The organism is Paraburkholderia sp. RL17-337-BIB-A, assembly GCF_046025895.1.
Classification (GTDB): Bacteria; Pseudomonadota; Gammaproteobacteria; order Burkholderiales; family Burkholderiaceae; genus Paraburkholderia; species Paraburkholderia fungorum_C.
Map to the genome: position 1 here is coordinate 2,409,389 of NZ_JARESY010000002.1, position 18,935 is coordinate 2,428,323.

Annotated in this window: 18 protein-coding genes; 13 read left to right on the top strand and 5 right to left on the bottom strand. The window is 63.1% G+C overall.

The genetic code is table 11. The features are described from left to right. Positions 1 to 106: 106 nt before the first annotated feature. Together P0D84_RS31440 and P0D84_RS31445 are read left to right on the top strand one after the other, a co-directional pair. Complete coding sequence (locus P0D84_RS31440; protein ID WP_408343084.1) at positions 107 to 733, top strand: glutathione S-transferase family protein; 627 nt, start codon at positions 107 to 109, stop codon at positions 731 to 733. 174 nt (positions 734 to 907) lie between these two features. Next, positions 908 to 1,498: a Fur family transcriptional regulator gene (locus P0D84_RS31445; protein ID WP_408343086.1), complete on the top strand. Its 591-nt coding sequence runs from the start codon at positions 908 to 910 to the stop codon at positions 1,496 to 1,498. A gap of 127 nt (positions 1,499 to 1,625) precedes the next feature. Here the strand turns inward: P0D84_RS31445 and P0D84_RS31450 are convergent, their stop codons facing one another. Both P0D84_RS31450 and P0D84_RS31455 read right to left on the bottom strand, forming a co-directional pair. After that, a complete protein-coding gene (locus P0D84_RS31450; RefSeq protein WP_408343088.1) occupies positions 1,626 to 2,138 on the bottom strand; it encodes a response regulator in 513 nt (170 codons plus the stop codon). 423 nt (positions 2,139 to 2,561) lie between these two features. Continuing rightward, positions 2,562 to 3,257, bottom strand: coding sequence for a TetR/AcrR family transcriptional regulator (locus tag P0D84_RS31455; protein WP_408343090.1), 696 nt, complete (start codon positions 3,255 to 3,257; stop codon positions 2,562 to 2,564). Between the two features lie 75 nt (positions 3,258 to 3,332). Between P0D84_RS31455 and P0D84_RS31460 the strand changes: the two genes are divergently transcribed. The 3 genes from P0D84_RS31460 to P0D84_RS31470 all read left to right on the top strand — a co-directional run bounded on the left by P0D84_RS31460 (position 3,333) and on the right by P0D84_RS31470 (position 7,742). Next, a complete protein-coding gene (locus P0D84_RS31460) occupies positions 3,333 to 4,892 on the top strand; it encodes an MDR family MFS transporter (RefSeq protein WP_408343092.1) in 1,560 nt (519 codons plus the stop codon). 482 nt (positions 4,893 to 5,374) lie between these two features. Then, positions 5,375 to 6,457: a hypothetical protein gene (locus P0D84_RS31465; protein WP_408343094.1), complete on the top strand. Its 1,083-nt coding sequence runs from the start codon at positions 5,375 to 5,377 to the stop codon at positions 6,455 to 6,457. 211 nt (positions 6,458 to 6,668) lie between these two features. Then, positions 6,669 to 7,742, top strand: coding sequence for a TAXI family TRAP transporter solute-binding subunit (locus tag P0D84_RS31470; protein WP_408343096.1), 1,074 nt, complete (start codon positions 6,669 to 6,671; stop codon positions 7,740 to 7,742). A 42-nt stretch (positions 7,743 to 7,784) separates the two neighbouring features. Here P0D84_RS31470 and P0D84_RS31475 read toward each other — a convergent pair whose 3' ends face one another. Further along, a complete protein-coding gene (locus P0D84_RS31475) occupies positions 7,785 to 9,224 on the bottom strand; it encodes an aminotransferase-like domain-containing protein (RefSeq protein WP_408343098.1) in 1,440 nt (479 codons plus the stop codon). 114 nt (positions 9,225 to 9,338) lie between these two features. Here P0D84_RS31475 and P0D84_RS31480 point away from each other — a divergent pair, with 114 nt between their 5' ends. The 8 genes from P0D84_RS31480 to P0D84_RS31515 all read left to right on the top strand — a co-directional run bounded on the left by P0D84_RS31480 (position 9,339) and on the right by P0D84_RS31515 (position 17,294). Continuing rightward, entirely contained in the window at positions 9,339 to 10,235 is an 897-nt protein-coding gene (locus tag P0D84_RS31480) for a DMT family transporter (protein ID WP_408343100.1), read from the top strand. Positions 10,236 to 10,371: 136 nt separating this feature from the next. Further along, entirely contained in the window at positions 10,372 to 11,259 is an 888-nt protein-coding gene (gene sapR, locus P0D84_RS31485; protein WP_408343102.1) for a sap1 transcriptional regulator SapR, read from the top strand. Between the two features lie 16 nt (positions 11,260 to 11,275). Continuing rightward, a complete protein-coding gene (gene ddpX, locus P0D84_RS31490; protein ID WP_408343104.1) occupies positions 11,276 to 11,839 on the top strand; it encodes a D-alanyl-D-alanine dipeptidase in 564 nt (187 codons plus the stop codon). Between the two features lie 59 nt (positions 11,840 to 11,898). Beyond that, positions 11,899 to 13,503, top strand: a complete 1,605-nt coding sequence (locus P0D84_RS31495; protein WP_408343106.1) for an ABC transporter substrate-binding protein — start codon at positions 11,899 to 11,901, stop codon at positions 13,501 to 13,503. A gap of 76 nt (positions 13,504 to 13,579) precedes the next feature. Next, the gene (locus P0D84_RS31500; RefSeq protein WP_408343108.1) at positions 13,580 to 14,659 is read left to right on the top strand and encodes an ABC transporter permease; all 1,080 of its coding nucleotides are present in this window, start codon (positions 13,580 to 13,582) and stop codon (positions 14,657 to 14,659) included. Positions 14,660 to 14,717: 58 nt separating this feature from the next. After that, complete coding sequence (nikC, locus tag P0D84_RS31505) at positions 14,718 to 15,632, top strand: nickel transporter permease (RefSeq protein ID WP_408343110.1); 915 nt, start codon at positions 14,718 to 14,720, stop codon at positions 15,630 to 15,632. 4 nt (positions 15,633 to 15,636) lie between these two features. Continuing rightward, positions 15,637 to 16,515, top strand: a complete 879-nt coding sequence (locus P0D84_RS31510; RefSeq protein ID WP_408343112.1) for an ABC transporter ATP-binding protein — start codon at positions 15,637 to 15,639, stop codon at positions 16,513 to 16,515. Next, a complete protein-coding gene (locus tag P0D84_RS31515; protein ID WP_408343114.1) occupies positions 16,512 to 17,294 on the top strand; it encodes an ABC transporter ATP-binding protein in 783 nt (260 codons plus the stop codon). Before P0D84_RS31510 ends, P0D84_RS31515 begins: the two co-directional genes overlap by 4 nt. A 9-nt stretch (positions 17,295 to 17,303) precedes the next feature. Here P0D84_RS31515 and P0D84_RS31520 read toward each other — a convergent pair whose 3' ends face one another. Next, positions 17,304 to 18,044, bottom strand: coding sequence for an ABC transporter ATP-binding protein (locus P0D84_RS31520; RefSeq protein WP_408343116.1), 741 nt, complete (start codon positions 18,042 to 18,044; stop codon positions 17,304 to 17,306). A gap of 41 nt (positions 18,045 to 18,085) precedes the next feature. Beyond that, positions 18,086 to 18,928: an ABC transporter ATP-binding protein gene (locus P0D84_RS31525; RefSeq protein WP_408343118.1), complete on the bottom strand. Its 843-nt coding sequence runs from the start codon at positions 18,926 to 18,928 to the stop codon at positions 18,086 to 18,088. Between the last annotated feature and the right edge of the window lie 7 nt (positions 18,929 to 18,935).

Here is an 18,935-nt window from a genome sequence, read left to right on the forward strand (position 1 = left end):
GGCACACCGGCGGCGCGCAACCCAGGCGCATCGTGTATCGTTACTGGCTGAACGCCGCGCGCCGCGCGGCTTGCCAACTGTCAATGTCAAGAAAGGGATTTGCAGGATGATTACGATCTGGGGACGCGCCAACTCGGTCAACGTACAGAAAGTCTTGTGGTGTTGCGACGAACTGGTGCTGCCGTACGAGCGCATCGACGCGGGCCTGCAATTCGGCCGCAACAACGAGCCGGACTATCTGGCCATGAATCCGACCGGAAAAATCCCGACGCTGGTCGACGACGACTTCGTGCTGTGGGAATCGAACTCCATCCTGCGCTATCTGGTGCTGCAATACGGCGAATCGAGCCTTTTGTATCCGTCGGAGCCGAAACTGCGCGCCAGCATCGACCGTTGGCTCGACTGGTCGCTCACTACGCTGCAACCCGTCGAGCGTCCGGTGTTCTGGACCCTCGTGCGTACACCCGCCGCCGAGCGCGACGCCGCGAAGCTCGCCGCCGATTTCAGCGCGGTCACGTTGTTGTGGCGCCTGCTGGACAACCATCTGCAAGGCCGCTTCTTCCTCGAAGGTGAGAAGTTCACGCTCGCCGATATCGTGATCGGCGCGTACGCGAAACGCTGGTTCGGGCTGGACGGCGTTGAACGTCCGTCGCTGCCGAATCTGGAACGGTGGTATTCGCGGATTGCGACGCGCTCGGGCTTCAAGAAATACATCGATTTCCCGCTGACGTAAGCCATCCGGCAGCCTCTTGCCTGGCCGCGGCGCCCCGGCACCTTGTCAGGCAGGCAGGAAGGAGGAGGCAACAGGCAGGTAGGCGGCGAGTGGCAGGCGGCAGGCGGCAGGCGGCAGGCGGCAGGCGGGCAGCATGCTGGCCCAGCGAAGCACGATGGCCTTTATAATCGACCCATGAAGACCGCCAAGCCCGCCGCGAAGGCCGCAACCGCCGCCGATAAAGCCACCCCCGCTGCCTCCGCTCATCATCATGAGCCGGGGCACGTGCATGGTGGGCACGGTGAATCGCAGGAAGCCGCACTGACTCTCGCGGAAGAGTATTGCCGCGAACGCGGTGAAAAACTCACGCCGATCCGCCGCAAAGTGCTCGAGTTGTTGCTGAATTCCGGGCGCGCCACCAAAGCCTATTCGTTGCTCGACGACATGCGCCAGATCCATCCCGGCTCAGCGCCGCCCACGGTTTACCGGGCGCTGGACTTTCTGTTGTCGGCTGGGCTCGTGCACCGCATCGAATCGATCAATGCGTTCACCGTCTGCCATGACCTGACGCAATGCCAGCACGGCATTCTGGTGGTCTGCCAGCAATGCGGCAACGTCACCGAGCTGCATCAGCCCAAGCTGCGCCAGGCACTCGTCGCGCAAATTGAAGACGCGGGCTACCGCCTTGCCAGCGACGAAATCGAATTGAAGGGCTTATGTGCCGCCTGTCAGGCAGCGGAGGCGGCCAGCGCGAGTGCCGCAACATTGGTCGCCGCCACCAAATGACAGTGGCGCCTGCGAATTGACAGCGGCGCCTGCGGTCAGCCATTAAGCTGATCGCGGTCGGTTTCGGCCGTACAAGCTTAAGGCCCAGACTGCGGCAAAAAGAAACCGCCATTGCCCGCAAAGCGACTCAACCCGCCGCGCGGGCGTCGATTGCGTCGTGCAACAGCGTCACGAGGTCTTCCGGCAACGCCGGCTTGGTCATGAAATGCTGGAAGCCTTCGCCGATGCTGCGCAAGCGGTAGGCGTCGTCGGTATGGCCCGTGAGCGCCACCGCCACCGAAGGTACGTGGTCACCGCGAATCTCATGATCGCGCAGCCGCTGGATCAAATAGAAGCCGTCCATAGCCGGCAAATCGAGGTCGCACACCACGGCATCAGGTAACAGTCGCAGCGCCGCTTCGACCCCCTCTTCCGCATCCTCCACTGCGACGACATGCGCCCCTTCCGCCTCGAGTAACAATGCCAACGATTCCCGGCTGTCCCGGTCGTCTTCGACGAGCACGATCGTGGCCTGATCGAGTCTCAATGCTCCGTTCATATTCCGTTGTTGCTCTAAAAAACCGGTTAGGCCGTCAGACGCGGCCAACGTATCGTCCTGCTGTTTGCCGCCGATCTGCGCGGCTGCGATATTGCTGTCCATGGTTCCGACTCGATTTCATGCGTCGAGTTGCATGCAGGCCCGTGATTGTAAAACATGGCCTGGGCGCAACGCGTGCGCACAGTAACGCGCCAAAATTGCACGCCGATGAAAAGCCGGCCCTCGCCTCCCGTGTCCTGGCAGACCGATGCCGACACCCGATTCGCCAGGGCGGCCGGTGCAAACCCCTGCACATCGCCTTGTCCGCCCGGCATCTTCTCTGACATTCATGTTCTTTTGCGACGCCGGCGCTGTCGTGTTTCGCGCGCGGCGTTCGTGTCCACCCCTCTGGTAGCACGACGCGTGCCGCGCCGGTGAGGGCGCCGCGCCGTCCGACCCTTATCCGCCGAACGAAAAGACAAAGGCTGAAGGAGACATGGCGGCAGAAGAATAATCGTGTGCGAGTCAGCCGGTATGTCAGCCGCTTCAGCCCGCTTTGCTGGGGCCTATGCCCTGCACCAGCAAAGCCACTGCATGCCGGGCGATCTCCTCGCCGCCGATATTGCGCCGCACGGGATCGTTGCGCCACAGCTTCGAAGTGGCCAGCGGCAGAATCGTCAGACCCAGCAGCGTGACGAACACTAAAGACGGCTCGAGCCCTGCATTCAGGCGCCCTTCCTTCTGCCAACGCGCAATGGAGGCCAACGACGCTTTCTGATGCGTGTCGCCGAACCGTTCATGCATGCGCTGGCGCAGCAAACCGCCGTCGCTGATCACTTCGCGCACCCACAACGATGGAAACCACGGGTGGTCGCTCGCCACCTGGACCAGACGCTGCGCGAGCTGCGTGATTGCCGCCACCGGGTCGTCGGGATTTTCCTGAAACGGCACGCCGAGCGCCGCGCGCAGTGGCGCGAAACGCTCGTCGATCAGCACGTCGAGTAGTTGATCGCGCGTCTTGAAGTAGTAATGCATCATCGCCGGCGTGAAGCCCGCTTCGCGGGCAATCTCGCCGAGCGTCGTATCCACGATACCCTGCCGGGCGAACAAGGCGAGCGCGGCGTCCAGCAGGCGGCTGCGCTGCTCTGGGCCGCGCGCCGAGCCCGAAGGCCTGCCGGGACGTCGGGTGGATGCGGATGCGGGTGCGGGTGCGGGTGCGGGTGCGGACGGAAAGCTGGCCATTGCATTCGATTTGACGAGTGATGCGATGTCACATATATTAATCTCCAAGTTAATTAATTTCAACGCCGTGGTGCCATGGACCAATCGACAACGACTCAACCCGCCGAGCTGACCCAGCCCGACGTGCAGCCCAATGCCCAACCAGGCTCACAGCCCGGCAGGCAGGCCGCCGACCATCCGCCGATCCGTCTGCTGTTTCCGGCGCTGCTGCTGGTCATGCTGCTCGCCGCGCTCGATCAGACCATTGTCTCGACCGCGCTGCCGACCATCGTCGGCGAACTGGGCGGCCTCAACAATCTGTCGTGGGTGGTGACCGCTTACCTGCTCAGCTCGACTATCGTCGTGCCGCTGTACGGGAAATTCGGCGATCTGTTCGGCCGCAAGATCGTGCTGCAGACGGCGATCGTCGTGTTCCTCGTCGGCTCCGCGCTGTGCGGCGTTGCGCAGAACATGACCCAGCTGATCGTGCTGCGCGCGCTGCAAGGGCTCGGCGGCGGCGGCCTGCTGGTGGTGACGATGGCCGCAATCGCCGACGTGATTCCGCCGGCTGAACGCGGCCGCTTTCAGGGCGTGTTCGGCGGCGTGTTCGGTCTCGCCACGGTGATTGGACCGCTGCTCGGCGGCTTTCTCGTCGAGCATCTGTCATGGCGCTGGATTTTCTATATCAATCTGCCGCTCGGCATCATTTCGCTAGTGGTGATCGGCGCGGTGTTCAAACCGCACGTGCGGCATGTAAAGCACACCATCGATTACATGGGCGCCGCGTTTCTCGCCGGCGCGCTCACCTGCATCATCCTGTTTACGAGCCAGGGCGGCACGATCCTGCCGTGGTCCTCGCCGCAGTTGTGGTTCACGCTGGGCATGGGGCTCGTGGCGATCTGGGGTTTCATTCATGAAGAACGCAGCGCGGTCGAACCGATCATGCCGCTCGAACTCTTCAAGCAGCGCACGTTTTTGCTGAGCAGTCTGATCGGCTTCATCATCGGCGTGTCGTTGTTCGGCTCGGTTACTTTCCTGCCTTTGTATTTGCAGGTGGTCAAAGGCTCCACGCCCACGCAAGCCGGCATGCAGATGTTGCCGATGATGGGTGGCCTGTTCGTGATGTCGATGGTAACCGGCCGTGTCATCAGCAAGATCGGCAAGTACCGCATGTTCCCGATCGCGGGCACGTTCCTCGTGGCCGTCGCCATGCTGCTGCTCGCACGCTTGCAGATCGATACGCCCATCCATGTGATGTATATCGACATGGGCACTCTCGGTCTCGGCCTTGGCATGGTGATGCAGGTGCTGATTCTCGCCGTGCAGAATACGGTTGAGTTCAAGCACATGGGCGTGGCCACTTCCGGCGCGACGCTGTTCCGTTCGATCGGCGGCTCGATCGGCGTGGCCGGTTTTGGTGCGGTGTTTTCCAACGGCCTCGCGGGGCGCCTCGAAAAGCTGATTCCACCCGACACCAAATTGCCGCACGCGCTCGGACCGGCGGCAATCCACGAGTTGCCTCAAGCATTGCGCGACGATTATCTGCAGGCATTCGCCGGTGCGTTGCACACGGTGTATCTGTCGGCCGCTTGCGTGGTGGTGCTGGCCTTCGTACTCGCGTGGCTTCTTAAAGATCATCCGCTACGCAAGCACTGATTTCGTATCACGTTTTCCACGAGCGGTTTTCTGCAAGCGTTTTGCGCGAGCGTTTTCTGCAAGCAATTCCCACAAGCGTTTTCTGCAAGCGCTTGCTGACGAGGTCGAATGCCACGCGCTTCGGCCTCGTTCTCTTTTGATCGCTGCTATGCCGTTGCGCCGATCCCTCCGTGCCGCTCTCCCGTACGCGCCATTGCAACCAGGCTGAGTGAAAAAAACCACCGGTCTGTTCGTTCTGCCGGCATATGCAGTGTGTCGTTGTACCTGCTTTATGTGCGCTAACACACATAAAGTAGGTGAGAACGTCGATTGACGTTCGCGCCGAAACGCCACATATTGACATCAGCGGTACCGCAAGCGAGGACCTGCGTCCCAAGGCTCTCCAGTGCATGTGGATCGTGATTTCCGCGGACGTTGCTCCTGCCTCAACGCGATCTCGAACATGTCGTAACGGCATTGTTTTCCACAGGTGGGTCCACTGTATGTCCACCCAGACACTACTCGGCCATAGTTTCCCGACGCCATGCAAACGCTGTGGCGGTGCCCTGTACCGGCAAGTCGACTATTGCCCGTATTGTGGCGCGGTACATCCGCTCGACACTGGTCCACACAAGCGCGCGGTGATTCCCGGCAGCCGCGCGAGTGCCACGAGCAGAACGGCGCAGAAAAATAGCTTCGATCCCACACAGCCGGACGAAACCGGGCTCACCGCGCAAGCTGCGTTCACTAGCGAAGCCGCCCCTGCCGAGCTTCCATCGCAAGCGCCGGTGCTCGCGTCGCCGGATGCGCCGATCCCTCCGCTCGCCGATCCACCGGATTCCACCCGCCGCGGCGTGATCTCGATGCGCCGGGTGCTGATCGCGATGGCGGCCATTGGCGCAATTGGACTAGCCTATGTCGCCTATGCACTATTCAGCGACAACCATGAATTGCAGCGCGGCAACACCGAGCAGAGCGCCGACAATCTCCAGGATGCGAGAACGGCGACTGGGACAATTGCGCCGTACGCACCGGCTCAATCGACGACTCAGGCTGCAGTGGGTAAGCCCGTTGCCGTGCCGACCAATCCCATGAATGCCGTTAATCCCGTTAGTCCCGCCAATCCCGTCAAGGCCGCACCAGCGATCCCAGCCTCACCGATCGCGCCGCCCGTAGCCGCCGCGCCTGTCAAACCGGCGCCGCAGTTCCGCGATGCCGCGCATGCGCTGCTGACGGCGCGCCTGGCCTTCCGCGCCAACGACCTGACCACGGCACAAGCAGCGCTTGGTGCGGCGCAATCGCTGCAACCCGGCGACGCCGACGCGCAAAACCTGCTGACGGAATTGAAGCCGCTCACCGCGCGCCGCGACGCTGCCTTGCAGGCTGCACAAGTCTGTGTTGCGCAGCAGTCGTGGAGTTGCGCACGCCAGCGCGCCAATGAGGCGCTCACGATCGACACCGGCAACGAGACAGCGAAGACGATCCTTGCGCGCGTGATTCGCGAAACAGGTTGGGCGCCACTTAAGCCGCATGCCGCGACGGACAATCCGGCCGACGACAAATCGTTTGGATACCGAATTTCATAGCCGTTGGCGCAACCGATTTGTCTGACTGACTGCATGAATCACGGCACGCCCGATTGCACTCGCGTTTCGTGTGCCCTCTGAGCGACAACAGACGGACATGGCCTGCGCGGCGCATTGAACATGAGATGGCGAGCCGGCTCGCCGGTGTTCACCGGTGCTTAGCGCGCCGCCGCGAGAGGCTGTTCAACCCTGACCGATAGGTAGATCAACCATGTTGAAGAGACTTCTGGCGGGATGGCTGGGGCTGTTGCTGATGGTCATGGCTTCGTTTGCCGGCGCGGAGCCTGCGCACTACAAGATCGTCACCGGTCCGGAACGGGGCACGTATATCCAGATCGGCCAGGATCTGTCGAAATGGGTGGCGCAGCCGGTGGGCATCGACCTGGAAGTGGTGGCCTCGAAGGGGTCGGCGGAAAACGTGCAGCGCATGCGCTTCGAGCCGGGCGTGAAGCTCGCGCTGGTGCAGTCCGATGTGTATCAGGCCTACATCGACATGGCCAACGCGGGCAATGCTGATGCAGGCACGGCGATCCGGCCGCTACGGCTCATCATGCCGCTCTACGACGAGGAAATTAACGTCGTGGTGCGCGCCGATTCGCCGATGAAAACCTTCGCCGACATCAAGGACAAGAGCATTAGCGTCGGCCTGCTCGGCAGCGGCACGGCTCAATCGGCCACGACCCTCTATCACCTGATGTTTGGCCAGTCGATTCCTGAGCAGAACATCCAGCACCTGAGTAACGAAGACGCGCTGGCCGCCTTGATCGTCAAGAAGGTGGACGTGGCGATCATCGTGGTCGGGCAGCCGGCCAAACTGTTCAACGACATGAATCCCGAACTGCTGCAACAGATCCGCCCGCTAAGGGCAGACCCCAACGCGCCCGAAACCGTCCGTGCAAAACAGACGTATTTCCCCGCCACGCTCCGTACGACCAGCTATCCGACCTGGCTGAAGGAAGACGTCCCCACGCTAACCGTGAAGGCCTTTCTCGTCACCTACGATTACGGTCTGCGCGATACCGTCGGCAATCTGAATCATTTTGCCGACTCGCTGTGTGCCAACTTCGACAATCTGCAGGAACACGGCCACCCTAAATGGAAGCAGGTGAAACTGGAATTGCCGACGCTCGTGCGCGGGTGGAAATACTACGGCCCGGTGGAGAAACATTTGCGCGCGTGTCTGGCGAACAAGAGCGCGGCACTCAGTGCGACGGCGACGCAAGCCGTGCAGAAACCGCGTTCCCCCTGCACGGATCAGGAGCGTCTGTTGTTGCTATGCAAGTAATCAGCTAATAGCGCGTGACGACGAGCGCGCGCTCAAACAGGCTCAAGCGCACGCTCTCGCTGCGGCCGACACATCCATCGCCCGTTGCAGGGCCTCGTACACTTTCGGCCGGTTGCATTGCGACACGTTGAAGCGCAGGAAGCCGGCCGCCGATTGCGACGCGCTGAACACATTGCCCGGCGCGAACACCACGCTTTCGGCTAACGCGTGACGCGCGATATCGGCGGCGTCGAGCGCATCCGGCAGGCACGCCCACACGAAAATACCGGCGCGTGGCCGCGTCCATACTTCAAGACCCGCATAGCCCAGCCGCCTGATCGTCTCGCCCATGGCGTCCGCCAGCTTCGCGCGCATCGACTCCAGATGCCGCCGATAGGTGCCGTCCACCAGCAAACGGTGCACGACACTCGCCGCCAGCTGCCCGTTGCCGAACGAGGTGGCCAGCTTCAGATCGACCAGCGGTTCGACCCATTCGCTGCGCGCCGCGATGTAGCCGCAACGCACGGCCGCCGACAAGGTCTTCGAAAAGCTGCCGATCGAAACCACTCGCGCGAGACCGTCGAACGCCGCGAGCCGCGGCGCCGGCTCGTCTTCGAAGTCGGCGAAGATATCGTCCTCGACGATCAGCAGATTGTGCTCGCCCGCCAGTTTCAGCAGCCGATGCGCAATGGCCGGCGCGAGCGTGGCGCCGGTCGGATTGTGGACCGCGGAATTGGTCACGTAGAGCCGCGGGCGATGCTCGATCAGCGCCCGCTCGAAGGCCGCCAGATCGGGCCCGGACGGCGTATAAGGCACCCCCACGATGCGGGCGCGATGCGCGCGCAGCAACGCCTGAAAGTTGAAGTAGCAGGGATCGTCGATCAGGACCGTGTCGCCGGGTTCGAGCAGAAAACGGCAGACCAGATCGAGCGCATGCGTGCCGCCGTCGGTCAACACGATCTGCTCGGGCGGCGCTTCCACGCCGTGCTGCGCGAGCCGCCACGCGAGTTGCTGACGCAGCGCGGGCAGACCGAGCGGGCTCGCGTATTCGGCAAGCGAAGCTTGGCGGTCGCGCGCCACGGCGCGCAGCGCGCGGCGCACGCCGTCTTCCGGCAGCCACGCGGGCGGCATCCAGCCGCAGCCCGGCTTGAACACCTTCGCGCCCGCCTCCAGCGACTGCCGCGTGAGCCACAGCGGGTCGACCTCGCGATCGAGGCGCGGCCCGAGATCGGCGAGCGCGAGCGGCGGCGCATGGCCCGATACGAAAAACCCGGAGCCGCGCCGTGCCACGATTACGCCTTCCGCGACCAGCCGGTCGTATCCTTCCACTACCGTCGACTTCGACACACCGAGCGTCTCGGTCATCATGCGGATCGACGGCACGCGCGCGCCCGGCATCAGCGAACGGCTCGCAATGCGCTCGCGCAAGCTGTCCATCACCGTGCCGACCCGCGTGCCGGTTTGCGCGCCCGCAGCAGCCCGGTTGTTATCGCTTTCCGCCATCTGTACTGCTCCTCATTCGGTACAGTTTGGGTGAATTGTACTGATCCGTAGCTTACCCTTTGCAAGCCGAAAGCGGATGCTATGTGTTCCATTTCAACGTGCATGGACTCTTCGATGGACAAGACAACGAACGGCTGGGTGAGCGGCATGGTGGGCGTGTTGATTTTCAGCGGCTCGCTACCCGCCACGCGCATCGCCGTACAAGGCCTCGATCCGGTGTTTCTGACGGTGGCCCGCGCGACCATCGCAGGCACATTGGGGCTGTTGCTGCTGCTCGTGTTTCGCGAGGCGCGGCCCGCGCGGCGCGATCTCATCCCGCTCGTCGTGGTCGCGCTCGGCGTGGTGGTCGGCTTTCCGCTGTTGACCGCCGTTGCATTGCGCCACGTGAATGCCGCGCATGCCGTGGTATTCGTCGGGCTCCTGCCGCTGTCCACCGCGATCTTCGGCGTGCTGCGCGGCGGCGAGCGGCCGCAGCCGGCGTTCTGGCTGTTCTCGGCGCTCGGCAGCGGCGCGGTGGTCGCGTTCGCCTTGCGCCACGGCCTGGATGCATCACCAGTCGGCGATGCGCTGATGCTGGCGGCAATCATCGTCTGCGGCCTGGGTTATGCCGAAGGCGCGCGGCTGTCGCGTCATCTCGGCGGCTGGCAGGTGATTTCGTGGGCGCTGGTGCTGTCGCTGCCGGTCATGCTGCCACTCGCCTGGTGGACGCGGCCTGCATCGTTTGAAGGCGTGAGCCACGCGGCGCTGTGGGGGCTCGCGTATGTGTCGCTCTTCAGCATGCTGATCGGCTTCGTGTTCTGGTACCGCGGACTGGCGCTCGGCGGCATTGCGGGGGTCGGGCAATTGCAACTGCTGCAACCGTTCTTCGGCCTGTTGCTCGCCGGGTTGCTGTTGCACGAGGAGGTGCCGCCCGCGATGATTCTGGTTACCGTCGTGGTGGTGGGATGCGTGGCGGGTGCGCGGCGCTTCTCGCGAACGACCCCGGCAGCGCCGGCAGGGCCAGCCGCCTAACAGCCATTGTTCAGCCAAATCCTATCGCCCCCCGCCTCCCGATAATTTTTTTAAGCTGGCGCTGAGTTTATTGGCTTTGTTAGATACATGTCATTGCTTGAGCAGATGACAAGCTACTAACCAAACCAGCGCCTCAATGCCAACTGCTTTCGCCCAAACCGTCGAAGCCCGCTTCGCCGAACTCACGCCCACGGCCAAGCGGATTGCCAGCTACCTGCTCGCCAATCTCGACCGGCTGGGTCTCGAGACCGCGGACCAGATCGCACAGCAGGCAGGCACCAGCGGCATCTCGGTCGGCCGCTTCCTGCGCAGCGTCGGCTATCAGAATCTCGACGATCTTAAACGCGAACTGCGCGGCACGCAGGAGCGCCCGTGGATGATCACGGACCGCCTCGACGCGTTCCGCCGCGTGGCGAGCGAGCAAGGCGAAGCCGCACAGGCCGGCGCGCCCACCCCCAGCCCCGCCCTCACCCGTTCGCTCGAACTCGAAATCGGCGCGATCCAGCACGTCTATCAACTCGCGCAAACGCCGATGTTCGCGCGCGTGGTCGAACGCATTTCGAACGCGGACGCCGTCTATATCCTCGGCATTCAATCGACCCGCGGGATCAGCAACGCGTTTTATAGCTACCTCGAATACATCCGCCCGCGCGTGTTCTATTCCGACGGCATGTCGGGCTCGTACGTCGATTCGCTGAACTCCGAGTTCGCGTCGCCGTATCTGATCGTCACCGACACGCGTGCTTACTCGATGATCGCGCGCCGCTATTGCGAGGCCGCCACGCGACGCGGCCTGCCCTTCGCGCTCGTCACCGATATCTATTGCCCTTGGGCGAGAGATTTTGCGGGCGATCTTCTGCAGGTCAAGACCGACGTCGGCCAGTTCTGGGACTCGCTCGCCCCGCTCACCTGCCTCTTCAACCTGTTGATCAGCGCGATCGTCGACAGGCTCGGACCGACACTCGACGAACGCGTGGCCCGCAATCGCGAACTGCAAGGCGAACTCAATCAGTTCGATCTTTGAACCTCACTTCATCGCTATGAACGACCAACGACTCATCGAAATTACGCCGGCCACGCACAGCGTGGACATCGACCTCGTGTACGCCACGCCGCGCAATCTCACCGGCAAGCCGATCTACAAGGCGGCGCACTGCCTGCTGCTGGAACCCGCCGAAGCCGCGCTGCGTCAGGCAGTGCAACTCGCGCGCAACATCGGCGCGACCCTGCGTATTTTCGACGCCTACCGTCCGCCGCAAGCGCAGCAGGTGCTGTGGGATTTCCTGCCCGACCCAACCTATGTCGCCGACCTCAGCCCCGGTTCGAACCATAGCCGCGGCACCGCGCTCGACTTGACGCTCGTCGATGCGAGCGGTGAGGAACTCGACATGGGCACAGGCTTCGACGCCATGACGATCGAATCCGAGCACTTCCACCCCGGCTTGCCCGAGCACGTGCAACGCAATCGCACGCTGCTGCTCGGCGTGATGCATGGCGCAGGCTTTACGCACATCAAGAGCGAATGGTGGCACTACGAGCTGCCGGGCTCGCGCGTGTTGCCGCTGATCGACAACAGCGAGAGCGGTCCACTGCGCCTCATGTAAACCGTTCGTCTTTGCAGTGCCCCTCTTCCCTGGCTGTTCACATTCCTCACGGAGCGAGTATGAAACTGGTTTTGCGCAATGCGTTGGCGGTGGCCGCCGTCGCGTCTGCCCTGGCGCTGTCGGTGGCGGGCGGTCCCGCTCAGGCGGCCACGCCGAAAGATATGTTCGTCATGGCCGCGCTGCTCGATGAATTCACCACGCTCGACCCAGGCGAAGTCTACGAACTCGTGCCGGAAGAATATGTGGCGAATACCTACGACCGCCTCGTGCGAGTCGACTTGCACGATCCGTCGAAATTCAACGGCGACGTCGCGCAATCGTGGACCGTCAGCCCCGACGGCCTCACCTTCACGTTCAAGATCCGGTCGGGCCTCAAGTTCCATTCGGGCAATCCTTTGACGGCCGACGACGTCGCCTGGTCGATCCAACGCACCGTGCTGCTCGATAAAGGTCCGGCGGCGGTTCTGCAGGGCATCGGTCTGGCGAAAGACAACGTGCTGCAGCGCGTGAAGAAAGTCGACGACAGTACCGTGAGCGTCACGACCGACCAGAAATACGCACCGACCTTCGTGCTTAACGTGCTGGGTTCCTGGCCGGCTTCGGTGCTCGACCAGAAGCTGCTGATCTCGCATCAGAAGGGCAATGATTTCGGCAACGACTGGCTGCGCACCAACGAGGCCGGCTCCGGCGCCTACAAGCTCGTCAAGTGGACCGCTAACGACAGCATCGTGCTGCAACGCTTCGACGGCTACCGCTGGCCGCTCGCGATGAAACGCATTGTGTTGCGCCATGTGCCGGAAGCGTCGAGCCAGCGTCTTCTGCTGGAAAATGGCGACGTCGACGTGGCGCGCGATCTGAGCCCCGACGACCTCGCCACGCTCGGCAAAAGCGGCAAAGCTCGTGTGACGCCGGTGCCGCAAGCCACGCTGATGTACCTCGGCCTGAACGTGAAGAACCCGAACCTCGCCAAGCCCGAGGTGCAGGAAGCGATGAAATGGCTGATCGACTACAACGGCATTCAGGATCACGTCGTTCGATCCACCTACAAGGTGCACGAGACCTTCCTGCCGGAAGGCTTCCTTGGCGCGCTGAATACGAACCCGTATCAGCAGAACGTCGCCAAAGCCAAGGCGTTGCTCGCGAAAGCCGGACTCGCCAACGGCTTCACCGTGAAGATGGACGTGCGTAACGACTACCCGTACAACGAAATCGCCCAGGCGGTACAGGCCAATCTCGCGCAGGCCAACATCAAGGTCGAGATCATTCCGGGCGACAACAAACAGACGCTCGCAAAATATCGCGCCCGTCAGCACGATATCTATATCGGTGAATGGTCCGCGGACTATATCGACCCGCACAGCAACGCTCAGGGCTTCACGTGGAATCCGGACAATAGCGACGCGTCGAGCTATAAGATGCTCGCCTGGCGCAATGCGTGGGACATTCCCGAGCTGACGAAGGAAACCAACGCGGCGCTTGCTGAATCGTCGACCGCCAAACGCGCGCAGATGTATCAGGCGATGCAGAAGGAAGTGCTGGCGAAGTCGCCGTTCGTCATCATGTTCCAGAAGGTCGCGCAGGTGGCCTATCGTCCGGGCGTGAGCGGTCTCGATGTCGGCCCGATCAACGACCTCGTGTCCTATCGTGATCTGAAGAAGCAGTAAGCGTCAAAGCCTGAGGCGCGGTGTTTTTGCGGCGATCGTCGCGTCATGGCTGCGCCTCAGGCAAGGAAAGATAACCATGTCGACTCCCATCACGCCCCTCACCACGCTGGACCGCGTGCGCGCACTCTCCGCCGGTCACGGCAGCGTACGCGGGACCCTGCTTCTGCTGCGCTGGGTGCTTACGCTGCTGATCACGTTTATCGGCCTGCTCGCGGTGACCTTCATCATCGGCCGCAAGGTGCCGATCGATCCGGTTCTGGCCGTGCTCGGCGATCGCGCTTCCGCGCAGGCTTATGCCGCGATGCGCATCGAACTCGGTCTCGACAAACCGCTCGTGGTGCAATTTCTCATCTACGTACGCGATGTGTTGCACGGCAATCTCGGCATGTCGCTGCTGACAGCGAATCCGGTCATCGACGATATCAAGCGCGTCTTCCCCGCCACGCTCGAACTGGCCACGCTATCCACGATTCTCGGCGTGCTGGTGGGTGTGCCGCTCGGCGTGATCGCCGCGGTCCGCCATAACCGCTGGATCGATCATGTCGCGCGCTTCGTCGGTCTCATCGGCAGTTCGGTGCCGGTGTTCTGGCTCGGTCTGATGGGCTTGCTGCTGTTTTACGCGAAGCTGCATTGGGTGTCCGGTCCCGGCCGCATCGATCCGGTGTTCGACGGTATGGTCGACACCCATACCGGCAGCCTGCTGATCGACTCGCTGATAGCCGGCGAATGGGACGTGTTTTTCAACGCGCTCTCGCATATCGCCTTGCCCGCGGCGATTCTCGGCTATTACTCGGTCGCTTATCTGAGCCGGATGACGCGCTCCTTCATGCTCGACCAGTTGAGCCAGGAATACATCACCACGGCGCGTGCCAAAGGCTTGCCCGAGCGCCGCGTGATCTGGCGGCACGCGTTCGGCAATATCGCCGTGCCGCTTCTTACCGTGATCGCGCTCGCCTACAGCTACCTGCTCGAAGGCTCGGTGCTCACTGAAATCGTCTTCGCGTGGCCCGGCATCGGTTCTTACCTCACCGGCGCCTTGCTCAATGCCGATATGAACGCGGTGCTCGGCAGCACGCTCGTGATCGGCATCACCTTCATCGCCCTCAACCTGCTGACCGACGCGCTGTACCGCGTGTTCGATCCGCGCGCCCGCTGATGCTCCGGAGATCGAAGCCGTGCCCCCTTCCACCCACGATTCATTGCAGGATCGGCCGATGAACGCCTCGCCCCGACACTGGAAAGACTGGCTGCTGAGCGATGCGCCGGGCTCGCGCAAACAGGCCGCGCTCGGGCTCGCTTACCGGCGCTGGCGGCGCTTCACCGGCAATCCGCTGTCGGTATTCGGCTTCGCGATTCTGGCGCTGCTGATTGTCGTCGCGGCGATCGGGCCGTGGTTCGCGCCGCACGATCCGTTACAACAGGTGTTGGCCGACCGCTTGCTGCCGCCCGGCTCCGCATCGCATTGGCTGGGCACCGATCAGCTCGGGCGCGATATTCTCTCGCGCCTGATTTACGGCTCGCGCCTGACGTTGTCGATCGCGATCCTGGTCGTCGTGATCGTCGTGCCGGTCGGTTTGCTGGTGGGCACCACGGCCGGCTTCTTCGGCGGCTGGATCGATAACGTGCTGATGCGCATCACCGATATCGCGCTGGCCTTTCCGAAAATCGTGCTGGCGCTCGCCTTCGTCGCCGCGCTCGGCCCGGGCGTCATCAATGCGGTGATCGCCATTTCGATTACCGCCTGGCCCGCTTATGCGCGGCTCGCGCGCGCCGAAACGCTGCGCATCGTGCAGGCCGACTTCATGCACGTCGCGCGTTTGCAAGGCGCTTCGCGCATGCGTTTGCTGCTGCGTTATGTGATGCCGCTGTGTTCGTCGTCCGTGATCGTGCGGGCGACGCTCGACATGGCCGGCATCATCCTGACGGTGGCCGGCCTCGGCTTTCTCGGCCTCGGCGCGCAACCGCCCAGTCCGGAATGGGGCTTCATGGTGGCGTCGGGCCGCAATGTCCTGCTCGACGCCTGGTGGGTCGCGACGATTCCCGGCTTTGCGATTCTGCTCGTGAGTCTGTCGTTCAATCTGCTCGGCGACGGTCTGCGCGACGTCTTCGATCCGCGTCATGGAGGCTGAAGAAATGGAACTGGATTCCCGCCACCCGCTGTGCGAAATCGACGACCTGCATGTGGCTTTTCGTGGCCACGACGGCAAACTGAGCGATGCCGTGCGCGGTCTCTCGCTGAGCGTCAACAAGGGCGAACGGCTTGGCATTGTCGGCGAATCGGGTTCGGGCAAATCGCTGACCGGGCGGGCGCTGCTCGGCCTGCTGCCACCCGCCGCGCATTGCACGGCGAAGGCGCTCAGGTTCGAGGGCCAGGACCTGCTCGCCATGCCGCCTCGCAAACGCCGCCGTCTTTGCGGGCAGCAAATGGGCATGATCCTGCAGGACCCGAAGTATTCGCTCAATCCCGTGATGACCGTCGCGCAGCAGATGCGCGAAGCATTCGCGTTGCACGATCCGAAGCTGGGCCGCAAGGCGATGCGCGAGAAGATCGTCGGCGCCCTCGCCGCGGTGCATATCCGCAATCCTGAGCGGGTTGCCGATGCGTATCCGCACGAGCTATCCGGCGGCATGGGACAGCGCGTGATGATCGCGATGATGGTGTCGTCAGGCCCGCGCCTGCTGGTCGCCGACGAACCCACGAGCGCGCTCGACGTGCTGGTCTCGGTACAGGTCCTCGCCATCCTCGACGAAATGATTGCGAAGCACGATACCGGCCTGATCCTGATCAGTCACGACCTTCCGTTAGTCATGTCGTTCTGCGACCGCGTCGTCGTGATGTATGCGGGACGTGTGGTCGAAACCTGCGCGGCGCGCGATCTGGTCCATGCACAGCATCCTTATACGCGCGGCCTGCTGGCTGCCAATCCGCCGCTCGTCAATCCACCGGACGAATTGCCCGTACTCCGGCGCGACCCCGCGTGGCTCACGGACACCTATGGAGTGCCGGCATGATCGACGTACAGGAAGCGCGGATCCGCTTCAAGACAAAAACCGGCTATTTCGACGCGGTGAAGGACGCCAGCTTTCAGGTGGGCGAAGGCGAGGTATTCGGCCTCGTCGGCGAATCGGGCTCGGGCAAGTCGACCATCCTGCGGGCGCTGATGGGCCTCGTGCCGCTGGCGGGCGGACGCATGCAGGTGGGCAGGCATCGGCTCGGCGAGAAGATCGACCGCTCGTTCAGGCGCGATGTGCAGATGGTGTTCCAGGATCCGTATGCGTCGCTGCATCCGCGTTTCACCGTCGACCAGACGCTGCGCGAGCCGCTTGTCATCAACGGGATCAACCGGCAGGAAGAGCGAATCGCGCAAGCGTTGCTCGAAGTCGGGCTCGGCCCGGCGTTCCGCTTTCGTTATCCGCATCAGCTTTCCGGCGGCCAGCGGCAGCGTGTGGCGATTGCGCGCGCGCTGATCGTCGAACCGCGCGTGTTGTTGCTCGATGAACCCACTTCCGCGCTCGACGTCTCCGTGCAAGCCGAAATCCTCAATCTGCTGCGGCGCCTGCACCGCGAGCGCAAACCGACCATGGTGCTGGTCAGCCACAACCTCGCGGTGGTCGGCTTTCTGTGCCAGCGCGTCGCGGTGATGCGCAACGGCGAAATCGTCGAGCAGCGCGATATCGAGCAGATTCGCGCGCAACAGGTCGAGCACGAGTACACACGCAGCCTGTTGCTCGCGACCGAAGGCTATCAGCGCAAGGCGGTCGAAACGATCGGCGTGGATGCGGCGTTGTAGCTCGCGGATTCAGGACGCGGTAGTCGCGGCAGCTTCGCCACCGAGATACGCGTCGCGGATCCGCTCATCGCCGAGCAGCGCTTCGGCCGTGCCTTCGAGCACGACGCGGCCGGTCTGCAACACGTAGCCGTAGTGCGCGATCTCCAGCGCGAGGCTGGCGTTCTGCTCGACCATGAAGAACGTCACGCCCTGGCGGTTGATCGTGTCGATCAGTTCCAGCACTTTATCGACGTATAGCGGCGACAAACCCATCGTGGGTTCGTCCATGCAGATCAGTTTCGGCCGGCTCATCAGCGCGCGCGCCATGGCCAGCATCTGCTGCTCGCCGCCCGAGAGCGTGCCGGCCTTTTGCGCAAGTCGTTCCTTCACGCGCGGGAACAGGCCCAATACCCGCTCGTAGTCTTCGTCGATCGACACGCGGTCGCGCCGCGTATAAGCGCCCATCAGCAGATTCTCGCGCACCGTCATGTCGCCGAACAGCCGCCGCGCTTCGGGCACCGAACCGACGCCGCGCCGCACGATCTGCGGCGTGCTGAGGCCGGTGATCGCCTCGCCGTCGAACCTGATGCTGCCGGCGCGCGGTTTGTGCAGGCCGAGAATCAGCTTCATCGTGGTCGACTTGCCGCTCGCGTTGCCGCCGAGCAGACTCACGATCCGCCCGTTCCGCACCTGGAGATTGACGTCGAAATGCACCTGTACAGGGCCGTAAAACGTCTCGATGTGCTCGAGTTTCAGTAAAGCGTCGCTCATCGTCGATGGTCCAAAAAGTTCAGGCAGCATTCAGGCCGCGTTCAGGCCGCAACCCGCACGGTCGCTGCGCCGCCGACATTGCGATGGCCCAGATACGCTTCGATCACGCGTGGATCGTTGCGCACGTCGCGCGGCAGCCCTTCGGCGATCTTCCCGCCGTTGTCGAGCACGATCACGCGGTCCGAGAGCCGCATCACCATGTCGAGCTTGTGCTCGATCAGCAGAATGGTCAGCCCGCGCGCTTTCAGTTGCTGGATCAGCACCAGCATTTCCGCCGTTTCGGACTCGTTCATGCCGGCGGTGGGTTCATCGAGCAGCAGGATGCGCGGATGCAAGGCCAGCGCGCGCGCAATCTCGACACGCCGCCGGTTCGCATACGAGAGGCTATGCGCCGGATGGTCGATACGCGGTGTCAACCGCTCGCCGAAACTCGCGACGATCTCGCGCACTTCGTCGCGCAACGCCGCATCTTCACAGCGGATCGAAGCCGGCCCGATGAGCGCGCGCGCCACTTCGGCCATGGCGCCGAAGATCGGCCAACCCGTGCGCGTGGCGCGCAAGCGCGCGTGCGCGCCGATCAGGACGTTGTCGAGCACACTCAGGTTGCCGAACACGCGGCCATGCTGAAACGTGCGCGCCAATCCGAGCGCGGCGAGCTTTTCCGGCTTGACGCCGGTGATGTCGCGTCCGTCGAATTGCACACTGCCGGCGTCCGGTGTATCGAGCCCGGTGATCAGATTGAAGAGTGTCGACTTGCCCGCGCCATTAGGTCCGATCACGCTGACGAGTTCGCCTTCCCCAATCGAAAGATCCACTGCGTTCACCGCGGTCAGTCCGCCGAAGCGGCGCGTCACGCCGCGCGCGTCGAGAAGAATCTGTGTCATGTGCGCT

Coding starts and splice junctions, on each gene's coding strand:
- P0D84_RS31525 (WP_408343118.1), bottom strand. CDS start 18,928: ATGACACAGATTCTTCTCGACGCGCGCGGCGTGACGCGCCGCTTCGGC.
- P0D84_RS31475 (WP_408343098.1), bottom strand. CDS start 9,224: ATGGCGGAAAGCGATAACAACCGGGCTGCTGCGGGCGCGCAAACCGGC.
- P0D84_RS31440 (WP_408343084.1), top strand. CDS start 107: ATGATTACGATCTGGGGACGCGCCAACTCGGTCAACGTACAGAAAGTC.
- P0D84_RS31510 (WP_408343112.1), top strand. CDS start 15,637: ATGGAACTGGATTCCCGCCACCCGCTGTGCGAAATCGACGACCTGCAT.
- sapR (WP_408343102.1), top strand. CDS start 10,372: ATGCCAACTGCTTTCGCCCAAACCGTCGAAGCCCGCTTCGCCGAACTC.
- nikC (WP_408343110.1), top strand. CDS start 14,718: ATGAACGCCTCGCCCCGACACTGGAAAGACTGGCTGCTGAGCGATGCG.
- ddpX (WP_408343104.1), top strand. CDS start 11,276: ATGAACGACCAACGACTCATCGAAATTACGCCGGCCACGCACAGCGTG.
- P0D84_RS31460 (WP_408343092.1), top strand. CDS start 3,333: ATGGACCAATCGACAACGACTCAACCCGCCGAGCTGACCCAGCCCGAC.
- P0D84_RS31520 (WP_408343116.1), bottom strand. CDS start 18,044: ATGAGCGACGCTTTACTGAAACTCGAGCACATCGAGACGTTTTACGGC.
- P0D84_RS31455 (WP_408343090.1), bottom strand. CDS start 3,257: ATGGCCAGCTTTCCGTCCGCACCCGCACCCGCACCCGCACCCGCATCC.
- P0D84_RS31470 (WP_408343096.1), top strand. CDS start 6,669: ATGTTGAAGAGACTTCTGGCGGGATGGCTGGGGCTGTTGCTGATGGTC.
- P0D84_RS31480 (WP_408343100.1), top strand. CDS start 9,339: ATGGACAAGACAACGAACGGCTGGGTGAGCGGCATGGTGGGCGTGTTG.
- P0D84_RS31500 (WP_408343108.1), top strand. CDS start 13,580: ATGTCGACTCCCATCACGCCCCTCACCACGCTGGACCGCGTGCGCGCA.
- P0D84_RS31450 (WP_408343088.1), bottom strand. CDS start 2,138: ATGGACAGCAATATCGCAGCCGCGCAGATCGGCGGCAAACAGCAGGAC.
- P0D84_RS31495 (WP_408343106.1), top strand. CDS start 11,899: ATGAAACTGGTTTTGCGCAATGCGTTGGCGGTGGCCGCCGTCGCGTCT.
- P0D84_RS31445 (WP_408343086.1), top strand. CDS start 908: ATGAAGACCGCCAAGCCCGCCGCGAAGGCCGCAACCGCCGCCGATAAA.
- P0D84_RS31515 (WP_408343114.1), top strand. CDS start 16,512: ATGATCGACGTACAGGAAGCGCGGATCCGCTTCAAGACAAAAACCGGC.
- P0D84_RS31465 (WP_408343094.1), top strand. CDS start 5,375: ATGTCCACCCAGACACTACTCGGCCATAGTTTCCCGACGCCATGCAAA.